Source organism: Nocardia sp. NPDC004415 (assembly GCF_053602435.1).
Window position 1 is genome coordinate 14,957 of record NZ_JBSGDP010000035.1, and the last position, 16,271, is coordinate 31,227.

Below are 16,271 nucleotides of genomic sequence, written 5' to 3' on the forward strand. Positions count from 1 at the left end.
ACCGCCGCGCGTCTGCGCTCTCCTCCCAGAATCGAGAGTTGGCCAATGGAATCCTCCGCCCTGATCACTATCGGGTTGCCGAGCGCGCTCGCCATCATCATGTTCGGGCTGGGCCTCACCCTCACCGTCGGCGACTTCCGCCGGATCGGGCGCTCACCGAGGGCCGTGCTGGTCGCGCTGGCCCTGCAACTGTTCGCCCTGCCCGCACTCGCGTTCGGTCTGATCGAACTGTTCGACCTGGCGCCGTTGCTGGCCATCGGCATGATGCTGCTGGCCGCCTCGCCCGGTGGCACCACCGCCAATCTCTACAGCCACCTCTTCCGCGGTGACGTGGCCCTGAACATCACGCTCACCGCGATCAACGCCGTGCTGGCCGCCATCACCGTCCCGATCATCACCAATTTCGCCATCGGCTATTTCGGTGCCGACGGTGAAGTCGGCCTGCAGTTCGGCAAGGTGGTGCAGGTGATCGCGATCGTGCTGGCGCCGGTGGCGATCGGCATGATCGTGCGCCGTCTCTCCCCCGCCTTCGCGACCGCCGCGGATCGGCCGGTCCGCATCTTCTCCGTCGGGGTGCTCGCCCTGGTCTCGGTCGGTGCGCTGGTGGCCGAACGCGACAATGTCGCCGACTACGCGCGTCAGGTCGGCCTGGTCACCGCCCTGTTCTGCCTGTCGAGCCTCGCCCTGGGCTACACGGGCGCCCGCCTGCTCCGGCTGGCCCGCCCCCAGGCGATCGCGACGTCGATGGAGGTCGGCATCCACAACACGGCCGTGGCCATGACCATCGCGCTCAGTGTCCTGGAAAGCTCCGAGGCCGCGATCCCCGCCGCCGTCTATTCGGTGCTGATGTACGTCCTCGCGGCCGCCTTCGGTTTCCTGATCACCCGAACCGACCGGGCGGCAGACGTTTCCGTGGACCGGGTGCCCGCCGTGCACTGATACCGTCAGGCCGGTTCACCCGAAGGTGTGCTCCCAGTCCAGTTCCCACAGTCCATGCCGAGGGAGACCCGCAGGGTGCCGTCGGCGCAGCCGGACACCGCGACGAGTAGATCCGCTAATCTGCGAACGGCAGACTGGTTCTCGCGTGTCGAAACACAGTGCAGGGGCGGGCTGTCGGCGCACGGTGAGGTCGGGGAACGACGGGGGGACTGCTCGATGTCCATGGCAGAGGCTCGGATGGATGCGGCGGGCAGTGTGCTGGTGGCGCCCGCGCAGATGCGCGACAGTGCGGTGGTCCGGGATTTCCCCGGAGTGGTGATTGGGCCGGAGGATCTCGCCACCGGTTCCGTCGATCTCGCGGGAAAGGCCGTGTACCTCTGTGGTGACCTGTCGGCGATCGGCGGCCGTTCACTGCGGGCCGCCGCACGAGTGTCGGTGATCCGCGAGCTGTCGCACGGTGTCGCCGCGGAGGATTCGTGGGTGCGCGTCGACGCGGGCCGGGTGCCGGTTCGGGTGCACGGTGTGGGCGTGCACTATCGCCGGTTCTTCGACCTCGACGACGACCATTTCGGACGGATCAGCGCGGAGCACACGTTCCAGTCGCTGACCGAATCCACCAAGACGGGCACAGCACATCGCACCGGGATCTATCTGACGCCCGTCACGCGGGACGGTGACGATCTGCGTTTCCGCCTGCTGCGCTGCTCCACGAATCTCTCGGGACCGACCGAGACCTTCCGCGCGACCGATACCAGCATCGTCGAGGCCCTGAACCGGGAGGCCGCCACCCTCTTCCGTGGTCATGCCCCGCTCAATCACGTGCTGGCGCAGATCTATCACAACACGCACGCCACGGCCGAGCGCAAACAGTCCAAGGCCAAGATCTCGGCCCACGCCGACAAGACCAAGGACATGCCCGTCGACGGGATCATGGCCTTCTGCACCTTCTACGACGGCCTCGACGAGCTCGAGCCCCTGCCCGAGAACCCGTTCGACTACGGCGTGCGAGGTGTCAGCGGGCTCACCAGCCTGCGTTTCCGCCTCAAGAATCCGGCCGAGAAGACCGGCCTCCCGGCACGATTCAGCGTCACCCTCTACCCCGGCTCGGTCTTGTTCATGCCGCTGTCCACCAATCGCCTCTACACCCACGAGATCCGGCCGTCGACGCTGGACGCCGCGCTGCTGCCGACCCGCCTGGGCTATGTGGTGCGCTGTTCGACCACCGAGGCCGTGCACCGCGACGGCCGCACCTTCCTCGACCCGGGTACCGGCCTGATCCCGCTGGAGCCGCCCACCGAGGAGGGCATGGACGCGCTGCGCGAGCTCTACGCCGAGGAGAACCGGTCCGTGTCCTTCATCGATTACGGCGACCGGTTCCGCTTCAGCATGAACACCGGGGACTACCTTGCTCCCCGGATCTAGCCTCCCGGACGGGATCGTCACCTACCCGCTGCCGGTCGAGGACGACCTGTTCACCGCACTCGCCGCCTCCGTCGACTGGGAAGACCTCGGCAAGGGCCGCCGCGGCGCCGTGCTGACCAGAATCGATGCCACCGGCGGCATCCCGCTCGTCCGCACCACCGCGCGCTACGGCCGTCCCGCCCAGCACTTCGCGACCGTGCACGAGCGTCTGGCCCGGCGGATCCAGGCCCGCGCCGAACTCCCGGCGGCCTTCGACAACGCGCTCGCCGAGCGCTACACCAATGCCTACGCGACCATGGGCAGCCATTCCGATCAGGCCCTCGATCTGGCCGACGAGTCGTTCATCGCCGTCTTCTCCTGCTACCGGTATCCCGAGCTCCCGCCGCGCACGCTGATCGTCGAACCGAAGAACTCCGGCAAGAGATTCGACATCCCCCTGACCCACCACGGCGTCGTGGTGTTCTCGGTCGCCACGAATCGGCTCCTCCGGCACAAGATCGTGCTGGACACGGCCGCCCGGACCACGGAGAACGAGTGGCTGGGCGTCACCTTCCGGACATCGAAGACTGTTCTCCACTTCCGCGACGGACACCCCTACCTGCACCGGGGTGCGCGCCTCACCACGGCCGACGACGAACAGCGACGCGAGTTCCACGCCCTGCGACGACGCGAGAACACCGAGACGGATTTCACCTATCCCCCGCTGACATACACCGTCAGCGACAGCGACCTGACCCCGCCCGTTCCCCCACCGGCGTGCCCCGTCCGCTAGGTTCACTTCCGCAGGGAACACCGGTGCGAATCCGGGGCTGTCCCGCAACTGTGACCGAGGAGCAGACCTTCATCCATGGCCACGACCTTCCTGGGTTGGAAGGCCGAAGGCGAGCGTTGATCCGGGAGCCAGGATACCTGCACCGCTTCAGGATCTAGCTTCACGAGGATGAGAAATGCGAGTGCTCACTCGCCGCAGGCACGATGCCCTGCGGCTGTCCGACCATGCCCGGACCGGGCGGCGGCGCCGTTCCCGCGCCGCAGGCGTGCTGGCCGCGCTGCTCGCGGCCACCCTGATGGTCACCGGATGCGCGGGCGAGGCCACCGACGGTGGTGCCGCCGCGGCACGGGCGCTGCGCGAAGCCGGTGACGGCACCCTGACGATCTACAACTCCTACAAGATCGCCGGTCTCGACCCGGCGGGTACCGGCACGAACTGGCTGTTCGACTGGGGTGTCGCGGAGAACCTGCTGCAGGTCACCGAGTCCGGCGAGATCGCGCCCTGGCTGGCCGAATCGGTGGTGCGCGACGGCGACACCCGCTGGATCGTGACGCTGCGCGACGGTGTCACCTTCCAGAACGGCAAGCCGGTCGACGCCGCCGCCGTGGCCGCGGCTCTGACCCGGCAGATCGCCGAATCGTCGGCGGCCAGGGTGTACCTGGACAAGGCGACGACGGTGACCGTGGACGGCGCCAAGGTGGTCATTACCACCCCCGCGCCGAACGCCATGGTGCCCGCCGCCCTCGCGGCGCGCGACAACTCGCTGCAGATCTACGACGTCGCCGCCGTGCAGGCCGCGGGCGGTGACTCGGCGAAGATCGTCGGCGCGGGCGCGTACTCGGGGCCCTACGCGATCACCGCGTGGAGCCCGGACAATCTCGTGCTCGCCCCCTACCAGAAGCATTGGGAGGGAACGCCGCCGCTGAAGGGCGTCACGGTCCGCGTCGTGCCCGACGAGCAGGCCCGGCTGGCCGGGGTGCGCAGCGGTGAGGCCGATATGGCGTTCTACCCGTCCACCTCGGCGAAGCTGGAACTGCGCGGCGACAGCGACATGCACGTGCTGTCCTCCGAGCAGGCGCTGCAGTCGCTGCTGGTGGAGATGAACCTGAAGGCGGGCATCTTCACCGACACCGCCGTCCGCAAGGCGTTCACCGCGTCGATCGACTACGCGGGGATCGCCGAAGACGTCGGCAACGGCCAGTTCGCGGCCGCCACCGGCCTGTACCCGCCGTCGATGTCGTTCGCCCAGGACAACCAGGTCCACGATCTGGACGAGGCGAAGCGCCTGCTGGACGCGGCGGGCTGGGCGCCCGGCGCCGACGGCATCCGGGCCAAGGACGGCCGCAAGCTGGTGGTGCGGTTCGTGACCCAGGCCCAGGGCCCGGAGACCAACGATGTCGCGATCGCGATGAAGGACCAGGTCGCGCGGGCCGGTTTCGACCTGCAGATCAACAATGCCGAGGACTCCGCCGCCGTCAAGAAGGACCCCGGCGCGTGGGAATCGTCGGTGGCGCTGAGCGGTTCGCTCTCCGGCACCGCCGACCCGATCCAGCCCTACCTGGTGCGCTGGACCACCGGTGGATCGTCGAACGCCCAGGGCGTGAGCAACCCGGAGATCGACGCGATCGGCGCGCAACTGCGCGGCGAGTTCGACACCGCGCGACGTGACGCGCTGCTGGCGCGCGCCCAGGAGATCCTGGTGCGCGAGCAGGCTTACGTGGTGGCCGGGACGTTCAAGTACTTCACCGTGGTCACCGGCCCCGAATGGGCCGACTACCGGGTGTCGAACGTCCGCAGGCACCTCACCAGCCGGACCGGCGAATAACGGGCGAGGGTGCGTCCACTCGCCCTGGCCCGCCGCCGGGTCGTCGAGGCCGTGCTGACCCTGCTCGGCGCCAGCGTGCTCATCTGGGCACTGTTACCGCTGGCGCCGGGCGACCCGGCCCGGATGATCCTGGTCGCGCAGGGTGTTCCCGAACCCACACCGGAGCAGATCGGTGACCTCGAGCAGACCCTGCACCTGGACCGTTCCGCGCCGGAGCAGTACGCGCACTGGCTGTGGGGTGTGCTGCGCGGCGATCTCGGGTTGTCGTTCGTCTCGGGACGGCCGGTGGCCGGTGAGTTCGCCGAACGGCTGCCCGCCACCCTGATCCTGGCGTCGTCGGCGCTGGCCGTGGCCGTGATGCTGTCGGTGGCGCTGGGCGTGATCGCGGCCCGGTCGCCACGGCGGTGGCCCGATCACGGCACCCGCTGGCTGGCACTGGTGTTCACCTCGGTGCCGAGTTTCGTGGTGGCGCTGCTGCTGATCCAGGTGTTCGTCGTCGGGCTGGGCTTCGGCAAGGCCGCGCTCGACGGCACCTGGGCACAGGTGTGGCTGCCCGCGGTCTGCCTGGCGGTGGGCCTGTCGGATTCCTGGTCGCGGTTGCTGCGGGCGAATCTGCTGGCCTTCCTCGAGTCACCGACCGCGGACGTGTTGCGCGCCAGGGGCGCGTCGCGGTGGCGGCTGCTGTGGCGGCACGGACTGCCCAACAGTGCCGTGCCGTCGCTGCACGCGCTGGCGGTCGGCACCGCCGTGCTGCTGGGCGGCGCGACCGTGGTGGAGACGGTGTTCACCTGGCCGGGGCTCGGCGCGTATGTGGTGGAGTCGGTGAAGACCCGCGATCTGCCGGTCATCCAGGCGTTCACCGTGTTCGCCACCGCGAGCTATGTGGTGAGCAGTCTGGTCGCCGACCTGCTGTCCGCGGTGATCGATCGCCGGATCGAGGTCGCCGCGTGACCCGTCGTCGTCTGCCGCCGTCGGTGCTCGCGGGCACCGTGCTGCTGGGACTGTTGCTGCTGCTGGCGGCCGTGGGCCCGCTGCTGGCGAAGTACCCGCCGAACGAACCGCACTACGGGGCGAAGCTGGTCGCGCCGAACGCCGAATTCTGGCTGGGCACCGACCATTACGGGCGGGATCAGTTCGCTCGCGTGATGCACGGGCTGCGGTTGTCGCTGCTGTCGGCGTTCGTCGTGCTGGCCGGGTCGGCGACGATCAGTCTGCTGGTCGGGCTCGGCGCCGGGCTCTACGGCGGACGGATCGACCGGGCGGTGTCGCGGGTGGTCGATGTCGTGCTGGCGATCCCGAGTCTGGTGCTCGCCCTGGCCGTGGTCGGCCTGCTCGGTCCCGGCTATCTCGAACTGCTGCTCGCGCTGGTGATCGCGAGCTGGGCCGCCGACGCCCGCGTCGCGCGGGCACTCACCCTGGAAGCACGCGCCCGGCCGTATGTGGTCGCGGCGCGCGTGGCCGGGGTGAGCAGGCCCGCGATCGGGGTCCGGCATCTGCTGCCCGCCGTCCTCGGCCCGTTCCTGATCGTGGCGACCCTGCGGCTCGGCGGCATAGTGGTCGCGCTGGCCGGTTTGTCGTTTCTGGGTCTCGGGGTGCAGATGCCCGAGGCCGAACTGGGCGCGATGCTCGGCGACGCGCGCCGATTCCTCGGTGCGGCACCGTGGCTGCTCATCGCGCCCGCGGTGGCCATTCTGGCCATGGCCGCCGCGGCGAACCTGATCGCCGAGGGCCTGCGCGACGACAGGGGAACTCGATGAGTGTGATCGCCGAACTGCGCGGGCTGACCGTCGCCTACGGCACGGCCGAACCGGTGCTGCGCGATGTCTCGCTCACGGTGCGACGCGGCGAGACCGTGGCGGTGGTGGGGCCGAGCGGCTGCGGTAAGACCACCATCCTGCGCGCCCTGCTCGGCACCCTCGCAGGCAGTGCGCGCGTCGAGGGCACCGTGCTCATCGACGGTGCCCCGGTGTCGGGCAACGATTTCCAGCGCCTGCGCGGGACGGTCCTGGGATTCGTCGGCCAGGACCCCTTCGGTGCGATGGATCCGATCATGTCGGTGGGCACCAATATCGCCCAGCCCTGGCGCATCGCCCGCCGCCGCGTGCCCGAGGGCAGGATCGTCGACGATCTCGCGGCCGTCGACATCCCCGAGCCGGCACAGCGGGTCCGCCGGCGTCCGTTCACCTGGTCGGGTGGGATGCTGCAACGCGGCTCGGTGACGACCGCGCGCGCCCTCGACCCCGCCCTGGTCCTGGCCGATGAACCCACCTCGGCGCTGGACGACACCAACGCCGACCGGGTCATGACGGCACTGACCGCCGGGGACGCCGCGCTGCTGATCGTCAGCCACGACCTGCGCCTGGTGCGCAGATACGCCGACCGGGTGTACCTGGTCGACAACGGCACCGTCACCGAGACGACGGTCGAGCTACCCGTCGAGACCCCGCGTGTTCCGTCCCGAAAACCGGTGCCGGACAAGGCCCCTGTCCTCCGGGCGAGCGCGCTGACCACACGCTATCCGGGCGGTGGCGGGGTGGCTCCGGTCGATCTCACGGTGCGCCCCGGCGAGATCGTCGGCCTGGCCGGGCCGTCGGGCGCGGGCAAGAGCACCCTGCTGCGACTGCTCGCCGGGATCGAGGCACCCGGTTCTGGCCGGCTCGTCTGGGACGGCGAGGACGGGCCGCCACCGGCGGGGCAGGTCGGGATGGTGTTCCAGAACGCCGTGGCCAGTCTCGATCCGCGCAGGCCGATCCATCGCGGAGTCACCGAACCACTGCGCCCGCGCCTGCGCACCCGGATCGCCACCGCCGAGTCACTGGCGATCACCCGCGCCGCGCTCGCGCGCGTCGGCCTGGCCGACATCGATCCGCGGCGCCTGCCCGGGGAACTGTCCGGCGGGCAGGCCCAGCGCGTGGCCATCGCCCGGGCACTCGTCGGCGACATCCGGCTGCTGCTGGCCGACGAACCCACCGCGGCCCTCGACGACGACTCGGCGGCCAGGATCATGACGATCCTGCGTGACATCGCCGACGACGGCATGGCCGTCGTGCTGGTCTCGCACTCCGAGCGCGTCCTGGACGAGCTCGCCGACACGGTCGTCAGGATCGAGGCGCTACCGGATCTGTCCACCGCGCGATGACGGTGTCGGCGAACAGCCGCATGCTGACGCGCACCGCCTCCGGCGAGGGGGCGGCGGGCTGCACATTGCACAGGAACTCGGTCGCGTCCGGGACCACCGCGTCGCGCCGGATCGCGGCGGCCACTTCGGCGGCGGTACCGAGATAGCCGTGCCCGGTGTCGATGTAGTCGCGGGCGGAGAATCCCGGCGGGAACCGGCCCGCCGCGATCGAGGTCGTCACCCATCGCTCGATGCCGGGCCGCATGTGCTCGAACGCGGCAGCCGCGGACTCGGCGCACAGTACCGACCGGGAGACCCCGACCCGCGCCGCCCGTCCCACCATCTGTTGCGCGGCACGGTATTTCGCCACCCGCTCGGCGGCGATCTCGTCACGGGGACCCTGCGGCGACGAACTGCGGCCGGTGAGCACGCCGAGGTCCAGTTCGGCGGCGAGATCGAACCCGCCGTCCGAGGCGGTCCCGAGCCACAGCCGATCCCGCAGGCCCGGCGCGACGGGCACCAGATCGCTTGCCGGACCGAACAATTCGATGAGCGCGTGCAGCGTCTCTCGGAAACGCTCGTGCCGGTCGTCGTGACTGCGGCCGAAGCGCTGCGCGGTCGCCGCGTCGGCCCCGGCGCCGAGCCCCAGCTCGAGCCGGCCGCCACTGAGCGCGTCCACCATCGCCGCGTCCTCGGCCAGCCGGATCGGATCCGCGAGCGACCCGATCATCACCGCCGTGCCCAACCTGATCCGGCTCGTCCGCCCGGCCACCGCCGCCAGCAACACCAGCGGCGACGGGCAGTGCGCCCGCTGCGCCCCGAAATGGTGCTGCGCCACCCAGAACGAATCGAACCCGCACTCCTCGGCATACACCGCGGCCGCGACGGCCTCGTTCAGGATCGACGCCGAATCACCCTCGCCCACGACATGCGAGATGAACCCGAACCGCATCACTCGACCCCTCTCGCTGCCACCGAAGACCTCACCGTAGCGCCCCGGCACCCGCTCCGCGAAGACGCCGAAGGAGCCTCACTCACCTCGGTCCACGCCGCAGGGCCCGTGTAGAGTCCCCGCAATGAGCCAGCGCCGTTCCACACCGGGCAGGCCGCGAACCAAACCCGCCGAGGAGCGCCGCGCGGACCTGCTGGACGCCGCCGAGCAGGTCTTCATCGAACGCGGCATCGCCGCCGCGCGCCTCGACGAGATCACCGAGCGGGCCGATGTCGCCATCGGCACCCTGTACGTGCACTTCAATTCCAAGAACGACCTCATGGTGGCGCTGCGCGCGCGGTTCATCGACCGGCTGGTCGCGCGTCAGCAGGCGGCGGCACAGAAGCTGCCCGCCGACGACTGGATCGGGCGCGTGGACGCCTGGCTCACCGACGCGGTCCGCGCGTACGTCGAACACGCCGAACTGCACGACGTGCTCTACGACCACACCCCGGTCAATGCCAAGACGACGGTGCAGGTCTCCCCCGAGAACGCCCACACCGAGGCGTTCCGCCGGCTCATCGCCGAGCGCCCCGATCCGCCGGCCGATGCCCCGGACCCGGCCATGGCCGCCAACCTGATCTACGGCGCCTGGTACGGCGCCACCCACGCGCTGCTGCACCACGACGCCGAGAACATCACAGCACTCGCCGACGACCTCATCACCGAGATCATCGCCCTCGCCCACCGCTATCTACGCGCCGATCACTGATCCTCCACTCCCCCGGAGCGCGTGGTGTGACATCACCCCGCGGACCCCGATCACAAGAGCGCGGAGACCTTCTGGGCCGTCTCCTTCGCCGATCCGGGATTCTGGCCGGTGACGAGATTGCCGTCGACCACGGCGTAGGACAGGAACGGCAGTTTCCCCTTCTCGTAGCGGGCGCCGCGCTTTTTCATCTCCTCCTCCGCGTTGTACGGGACCAGCTTGTCCACCCGGGCCAGCACCTCTTCCTGCCAGGTGAAGCCGGTGAGTTTGCGTCCGGTGACGAGATGGGTGCCGTCGGAGAGTTCGGTGTTGAGCAGGCCGCAGTAGCCGTGGCACACCGAGGAGACGATGTCGCCGCGTTCGTAGATCTCGCGGGTGATGCGCTGCAGGCCCGCGCTGTCGGGGAAGTCGTACATGACCGCGTGCCCGCCGGTGAAGTAGATGGCGTCGTAGTCGGCGGAGTCGATCTCGTCGGGGGCGGCGGTGTTCTCGAGCAGGGCCATCCGGGCGGGATCGGCGCGCCAGGCCTTGGCGGTCTTGTCGTAGTTGGGGAATTTCAGCGACCGGGGCTCGAGCGGCACCGGCCCACCCGTTGGGCTGACCAGCGTCTGCTCGAATCCGTTCTGCTCGAAGACGTGCCAGGCGTGGGTGAGTTCGGACAACCACAGGCCGGTCGGATGCGACGGGTCGCCGAAGTCGCCGACATTGGTGACGACGTTCAAGATGCGCTTGCTCATGCGTGCTCTTCTCCTGCGTAGTCGGTGCCGGGCGTCATATCAGTCTGCTCTTGCGGACCCGCCTCAGGCGACACCGCAGGAGTCGCCGATGACCGGGTCTCGAGGTTCGCGAACGGTCAGGAGGACCTTGCCGACGGATTCCGCGGAGTCCAGCAGCGGATGCGCCGTGGCCACCTCGGCGATCGGGATCTCGGCCGAGACGACGGGCACGACCGAACCGTCGGCCACCCGCGGCCACAGCTTCTCGCGCAACTGGCCGATGATCTCGGCCTTGGACCCCGGACCCGTTTCGGCCCGGCGGCGCAGATTCGTCACGTGCACCGAGGCTCGCTTGAACAGCATCAGGCCCAGGTCCAGCTCGGCGGTGGAGCCGTCCTGCAAGCCGATGATCGTCAGGTCGCCGTCCTCGGCCAGGGCCTCGACATTGCGCCGCAGATAGCCCGCGCCCATGATGTCGAGAATGACGTCGGCGCCGCCGTATTCGGCGGTGACCACCTTCACGAAGTCCTCGTCACGGTAGTTGATCAGTGTGTTCGCGCCCAGTTCGCGGCAGCGGTCGAGCTTGAACGCCGAACCCGCCGTCACCGCCACCCGGGCGCCGAGGGCGCGGCCGACCTGGATGGCGTGGGTGCCGATACCGCTGCCGCCGCCGTGCACGAGCAGCGTCTGCCCTTCACCGAGGCCACCGGCCATGACGATATTGGACCAGACCGTGGCGGCGGCCTCGGGCAGTGCCGCGGCGGCGGTGAGGCTCACCCCTTCGGGCACGGGAAGTACTTGCGTCGCCGCGACATTGACCCGTTCGGCGTATCCCCCACCTGCCAGCAGCGCGCAGACCGCGTCGCCGACCCGCCACCCGTCGACCTCGGCGCCGACGGCGGCGATCACCCCGGACACCTCGAGGCCGAGGATGTCGCTCGCACCGGGCGGCGGCGGGTAGAACCCCTGCCGCTGCATGATGTCGGCCCGGTTGACCCCCGCCGCGACCACTTCCACGGTCACCTCACCGGGACCGGGCGCGGGCAGGTCGTCGACCTCCGCCCACCGCATGACCTCCGGTCCCCCGTAGCCGTCGAGCGTCACCGCGAACATGCCTTCTCCTTCCGAACGAGAGTTATGTACACAGCGCTAACATTACTCTCGTAGCCCATCGCGTCAATATTCCGCGCCGATGATCACACCAGTCCACCCGCGCATCATCGTCACGGCCGTGCGATCGGCATCCTTGTTAATCTGATCTTGTTCGCCATCCTGGGCGCGCCCTCGGCGGGCGGCACGATCCCGGTCGACGCGACACCGCGATCCACCTGGCACCACGACAAGAAGGGCCTGACCGTAGCTCTCGCACCGAGGCCCCGACCGGCTGACCCCGTGCGGACCGACCATCCGGACCACCGCCGCCGCCCGCGCAATCGCCGGGCGGCGGTCCTGGCCGCGGCCTTCGACGCCTTCGCCCATCACGGCTACCACGACACCTCGATGGCCGATATCGCCCGCGCCGTGCACATCACCCCCGCCGCCCTCTACCGGCACTTCCGCAACAAGCAGCATCTGCTGGGCCAATGTGTTCTCGCCGGGCTCGACGAGGCACTGATCCGCCTGGACGCCGCGGCCCGCTCCCCGCACGCCGACGACGCCGTCATCACCGCGCTCGTCGAGATCGCCCTCACCCGGCGGGGCCTGCCGCGCTTGTGGCAGCTCGAGTCCCGGCATCTGGGTGAGCGGGACCGGGTCGCGGTCCTGCTGCGCGCGACCCGGATCACCGGGCATCTGCGCCGGGCGATCCGGACGCGACGGCCCGGGCTGTCCAGGGCGCAGGTGGAGTGCCTGAGCTGGTGTGCGCTCTCGGTGGCTGTCAGCCCCGCCTACCACCGCGTCGAATTGCCGTCCCCCGTGGCGGCCCGGGTCCTGCGGGCGGCGCTGTGGGCGGTCGTCGCCACCGACCTGCCGGAACCGACCGGCGACGCCGCCCGGATGCCCCACCCCGGCGGCGCGGAGCAGACCGGACCACGGCGCGAACGCATTCTCGACGAAGCGACACGGCTGTTCACCCGGCGCGGATTCCCCGAGGTCAGCATCCACGACATCGGGGCCGCCGCGGGCGTGACCGGACCCGCCGTCTACCACTACTTCGACAGCAAAGCCGAACTCCTCGACATCATCGTGCGCAGCCACGACGAGTCGATCGTGCGGCTCGTCGACGGATCGACCGGCAGCGGCCTGCCACCCGAGGTCGCGTTGGACGCGCTCACCCGCGAGTTCGTCCGCTTCGGCGCCGAGGACCCCGACCTGCTGGCCATCACCGTGAGCGAATCTCGGCACCTGCCCGGCGCCGCCGAACGCCGCTACCGCACCATCCGCCAGCACGCCATCGCCCGCTGGGCCCGCACACTCATCGCGGCACGGCCCGAGCTCGCGCCGCCGGTCGCCCGGATGCTGGTCCGCGCGCTCACCACGGTGGTCATCGAAGCCGTGCGCAACCCCCGCCTCACCCGTCGCGGCGATCTCGTGGAGTTCCTCGTCGCGGTGGGGCTGAGCATCCAGCGGACGCCCGCGACGCGCCACCGCGTGACGGCACCGGTCACTTAACCGCCGTTGACTTTTCGTTGCCCGGACTGTCGGGCATCGCGCACAGTGTCCCCGGGCGCGTCGATCCGCCCGGTCACCTCGCGGGCATCTCGCATGTCCGTCAACCCAGAAGGCACCATCTGTGAGTCATTACAAGAGCAATGTGCGCGATCTCGAGTTCAACCTCTTCGAGGTCTACGGCATCGAAACCATTCTCGCCACAGGCGCTTTCGGCGATCTCGATGCCGACACCGTGCGCTCGGTGCTGGCAGAGGCCGCCAAGCTGGCCGCGGGCCCGGTGGCCGCGCCCTACGCCGACACCGACCGGAACCCGCCCACCTTCGACCCGGCCACCCACACCGTGACGTTGCCCGAGCCGTTCAAGCGCGCGGTCCGCGCCTGGTACGACGCCGAGTGGTGGCGGCTGGGCAAGAGCGAGGCGATCGGCGGCGTCGCGGCGCCCGCCATGCTGGAGTGGGCGGTCACCGAGTTCGTGCTCGGCGCTCAGCCCGCCGCGCACATGTACAGCATGGGGCCGGTGATGGCCGATGTCCTCGACGGCATCGGCAACGACGAGCAGCGCCACTGGGCGACGCTCATCGTGGAGCGCGGCTGGGGTGCCACGATGGTGCTGACCGAGCCCGACGCGGGTTCCGATGTCGGCGCGGGCCGCACCAAGGCGGTGCAGCAGGAGGACGGCTCCTGGCATATCGAGGGCGTCAAACGGTTCATCACCTCGGCCGATTCCGATGACCTGTTCGAGAACATCGCCCACCTCGTGCTGGCCCGGCCCGACGGCGCGGCGCCCGGCACCAAGGGGCTGTCGTTGTTCTTCGTGCCGAAGTTCCACTTCGACTCCGCCACCGGCGAACTCGGTGACCGCAACGGCGTATTCGTCACCAATGTCGAGCACAAGATGGGGCTCAAGGCCTCCGCGACGTGCGAGCTCACCTTCGGCGGTCACGGCGTGCCCGCCAAGGGCTGGCTCGTCGGCGACGTCCACAACGGCATCGCCCAGATGTTCCAGGTCATCGAGAACGCGCGGATGATGGTGGGCACCAAGGCCATCGGCACCCTCTCGACCGGCTACCTCAACGCGCTCGAGTACGCCAAGACCCGCGTGCAGGGCGCCGACCTCACCCGCTCGACCGACAAGTCCGCCCCGCGCGTCACGATCATCCACCACCCCGATGTGCGCCGCTCGCTGCTGTCGCAGAAAGCGTACGCGGAGGGCCTGCGTTCGGTGTACCTCTACACCGCCGCGCACCAGGACCCTGAAGCGGCACAGCACGTCTCGGGTGCCGATGCCGAGCTGGCCGCGCGCGTCAACGATCTGCTGCTGCCCATCGTCAAGGGTGTCGGCTCCGAGCGCGCCTACCAGTACCTGACCGACTCGCTGCAGACCTTCGGTGGCTCCGGCTTCCTGCAGGACTACCCGATCGAGCAGTACATCCGCGACGCCAAGATCGACTCGCTCTACGAGGGCACCACCGCCATCCAGGCGCAGGACTTCTTCTTCCGCAAGATCGCGCGTGACCGCGGTGTGGCCCTGGCCCACGTGGCGGGCCAGATCCAGAAGTTCATCGACGCCGACTCGGCCAACGAGCGCATCAAGGGCGAGCGCAAGCTGCTCGCCACCGCCCTCGAGGACGTCCAGACCATGGCCGCCATCCTGACCGGCCACCTGATGGGCGCCCAGGAGCAGCCGACCGAGCTGTACAAGGTCGGCCTGGGCTCGGTCCGCTTCCTGATGGCGGTCGGTGACCTGGTGATCGGCTGGCGCCTGCTGGTCAACGCCGACATCGCCACGGCCGCACTCGAGACCGCGCAGCCCCCGGCGGAACAGGCCTTCTACGAGGGCAAGATCGCGGTGGCCGCGTTCTTCGCCCAGCAGGTCCTCCCGCGGCTGTCCGCCGACCGGGTCGTGCTCGGTGCCCTCGACACCGACATCATGCGTCTGGACGAAGCCGCGCTCTGAGTCCGGACCCGGCAGCACCGTTATGCTCGGGCGGTGCCGTCCGATTCCGGAGTCCACCCGTCGTCTCCGCGTAACGGGGTCGGGCTCGCCGCGCTCGTGCTCGGCGTGCTCGGGCTGGCGTTGCCGTTCGTGCCGTTGCTGAGCGAGTTCCTCGCGATCCCGTGTTCCATCGCCGCCCTGATCGCCTGCTACGTCGGCTGCGATCGGGTGGAACGCGGGCTCGCGACGAACCGGACCGACGCGATCGTGGGTGGTGTGCTCGGTGCGCTCGCGCTGCTGATGGCGCTGCTGATCAATCTCGCGGTGTACAGCGGGCAGTCCGCCTGAGCGGGGCACCGCGCTCAGGCGCCGACGGGGTGGCGCCGGTCGAGGTCGAGATTCAGTTCGACCACGTTCACACGCGGCGCACCGAGGAAACCGAGCGTGCGGCCCTCGGTGTGCGCGTCGACCAGCTCGACGACCTGCGCGGGGGTGATCCCGCGCGCCCGCGCCACCCGGTCGACCTGGATGGCCGCGTACTCCGGGGAGATGTGGGGGTCCAGCCCGCTGCCACTGGCGGTCACCGCGTCGGCGGGCACGGCCGGATCAGCGGGCGCGGCACCGGCGATCGGGACGATCCGGCCCACCGAGTAGTCCTGCCCCACCTGCGCGCACTCCACCGCGACCCCGCGGTACGTGGTCAGGAACGGACTCGTCGGGCACTGTTCGTTGACGCTGACCACCCGCACCGGCCGCGACACGTCACCGTCACCGTCGCGCGGGCCGATCACCGAGAGCACCGCGCCCACACCGCTTTCCGTGCAGTACGGCCGGGTGCCGTCGACCCCCTCACGGTCGCCGACCTCCTTCGACCGCGCGCACACGGTGCTCAGCAGGCTGGGGCGCTCGGCCGTGTCGACGATGTCCTCCGGGCCGAGATTGCTCGCGCCGGTGGACAGCGGGTCGTAGCCGTCCCCGGCGGCGGACGGCCGGCTCTGGAAGTACTGGACCAGCGCGGTGCCGTCGGGTCCGGTGAACGACTGCCCGATCAGGCTGGAGCCCACCAGCTTTCCGTCGCGTTCGAGCAGCGAGCCGTCGGCCTTGTCGTCGAGGCCGGGTAGCTGGGCCACCGCGAACACCGCGACGGGGTACACGATTCCGGTGATCACGGTCAGTACCAGCAGGGCGCGCAGCGCGGCCAGGTGCTGACGGATCCAGGTCGACATGCGCATT

Annotated in this window: 15 protein-coding genes and 1 riboswitch; of the genes, 11 read left to right on the forward strand and 4 right to left on the reverse strand. The window is 70.0% G+C overall.

Going from position 1 to position 16,271, the window contains the following annotated elements; genetic code table 11:
- The first annotated feature begins 45 nt into the window (after positions 1-45).
- From ACWEMY_RS17795 to ACWEMY_RS17825, 7 genes are all read left to right on the forward strand, one after another.
- Positions 46-939: a bile acid:sodium symporter family protein gene (locus tag ACWEMY_RS17795; RefSeq protein WP_452390907.1), complete on the forward strand. Its 894-nt coding sequence runs from the start codon at positions 46-48 to the stop codon at positions 937-939.
- A gap of 216 nt (positions 940-1,155) precedes the next feature.
- The gene (locus ACWEMY_RS17800) at positions 1,156-2,361 is read left to right on the forward strand and encodes a hypothetical protein (RefSeq protein WP_452390908.1); all 1,206 of its coding nucleotides are present in this window, start codon (positions 1,156-1,158) and stop codon (positions 2,359-2,361) included.
- The gene (locus ACWEMY_RS17805) at positions 2,345-3,133 is read left to right on the forward strand and encodes a hypothetical protein (protein WP_452390909.1); all 789 of its coding nucleotides are present in this window, start codon (positions 2,345-2,347) and stop codon (positions 3,131-3,133) included. The genes ACWEMY_RS17800 and ACWEMY_RS17805 overlap by 17 nt, the downstream gene beginning before the upstream one ends.
- A riboswitch (cobalamin riboswitch) is annotated at positions 3,099-3,292 on the forward strand. Its footprint overlaps the gene before it by 35 nt.
- Positions 3,293-3,308: 16 nt before the next feature.
- The gene (locus tag ACWEMY_RS17810) at positions 3,309-4,958 is read left to right on the forward strand and encodes an ABC transporter substrate-binding protein (protein ID WP_452390910.1); all 1,650 of its coding nucleotides are present in this window, start codon (positions 3,309-3,311) and stop codon (positions 4,956-4,958) included.
- A 9-nt stretch (positions 4,959-4,967) separates the two neighbouring features.
- Complete coding sequence (locus tag ACWEMY_RS17815) at positions 4,968-5,909, forward strand: ABC transporter permease (RefSeq protein WP_452390911.1); 942 nt, start codon at positions 4,968-4,970, stop codon at positions 5,907-5,909.
- A complete protein-coding gene (locus ACWEMY_RS17820) occupies positions 5,906-6,715 on the forward strand; it encodes an ABC transporter permease (RefSeq protein ID WP_452390912.1) in 810 nt (269 codons plus the stop codon). The genes ACWEMY_RS17815 and ACWEMY_RS17820 overlap by 4 nt, the downstream gene beginning before the upstream one ends.
- Complete coding sequence (locus ACWEMY_RS17825; RefSeq protein ID WP_452390913.1) at positions 6,712-8,097, forward strand: ABC transporter ATP-binding protein; 1,386 nt, start codon at positions 6,712-6,714, stop codon at positions 8,095-8,097. The genes ACWEMY_RS17820 and ACWEMY_RS17825 overlap by 4 nt, the downstream gene beginning before the upstream one ends.
- On the opposite strand, the gene ACWEMY_RS17830 is transcribed toward ACWEMY_RS17825, so the two are convergent.
- The gene (locus ACWEMY_RS17830; protein ID WP_452390914.1) at positions 8,057-9,028 is read right to left on the reverse strand and encodes an LLM class flavin-dependent oxidoreductase; all 972 of its coding nucleotides are present in this window, start codon (positions 9,026-9,028) and stop codon (positions 8,057-8,059) included. The genes ACWEMY_RS17825 and ACWEMY_RS17830 overlap by 41 nt on opposite strands.
- A 124-nt stretch (positions 9,029-9,152) precedes the next feature.
- Between ACWEMY_RS17830 and ACWEMY_RS17835 the strand changes: the two genes are divergently transcribed.
- Positions 9,153-9,779 carry a TetR/AcrR family transcriptional regulator gene (locus tag ACWEMY_RS17835; protein WP_375927859.1) on the forward strand — a complete coding sequence of 209 codons (627 nt, stop codon included), beginning with the start codon at positions 9,153-9,155 and terminating at the stop codon, positions 9,777-9,779.
- A gap of 50 nt (positions 9,780-9,829) precedes the next feature.
- Here the strand turns inward: ACWEMY_RS17835 and ACWEMY_RS17840 are convergent, their stop codons facing one another.
- Positions 9,830-10,513: a type 1 glutamine amidotransferase domain-containing protein gene (locus ACWEMY_RS17840; protein ID WP_452390915.1), complete on the reverse strand. Its 684-nt coding sequence runs from the start codon at positions 10,511-10,513 to the stop codon at positions 9,830-9,832.
- Between the two features lie 63 nt (positions 10,514-10,576).
- Positions 10,577-11,605, reverse strand: coding sequence for an NAD(P)H-quinone oxidoreductase (locus ACWEMY_RS17845; protein WP_452390916.1), 1,029 nt, complete (start codon positions 11,603-11,605; stop codon positions 10,577-10,579).
- 147 nt (positions 11,606-11,752) lie between these two features.
- Here ACWEMY_RS17845 and ACWEMY_RS17850 point away from each other — a divergent pair, with 147 nt between their 5' ends.
- From ACWEMY_RS17850 to ACWEMY_RS17860, 3 genes are all read left to right on the forward strand, one after another.
- Positions 11,753-13,102: a TetR/AcrR family transcriptional regulator gene (locus tag ACWEMY_RS17850; protein ID WP_452390917.1), complete on the forward strand. Its 1,350-nt coding sequence runs from the start codon at positions 11,753-11,755 to the stop codon at positions 13,100-13,102.
- Between the two features lie 121 nt (positions 13,103-13,223).
- Positions 13,224-15,059, forward strand: a complete 1,836-nt coding sequence (locus ACWEMY_RS17855; protein WP_452390918.1) for an acyl-CoA dehydrogenase — start codon at positions 13,224-13,226, stop codon at positions 15,057-15,059.
- A gap of 33 nt (positions 15,060-15,092) precedes the next feature.
- On the forward strand, positions 15,093-15,386 hold the full coding sequence (locus ACWEMY_RS17860) for a hypothetical protein (protein ID WP_452390919.1): 294 nt from the start codon (positions 15,093-15,095) through the stop codon (positions 15,384-15,386).
- Between the two features lie 14 nt (positions 15,387-15,400).
- Here ACWEMY_RS17860 and ACWEMY_RS17865 read toward each other — a convergent pair whose 3' ends face one another.
- Positions 15,401-16,270, reverse strand: coding sequence for a potassium-transporting ATPase subunit C (locus ACWEMY_RS17865; protein WP_452390920.1), 870 nt, complete (start codon positions 16,268-16,270; stop codon positions 15,401-15,403).
- Between the last annotated feature and the right edge of the window lies 1 nt (position 16,271).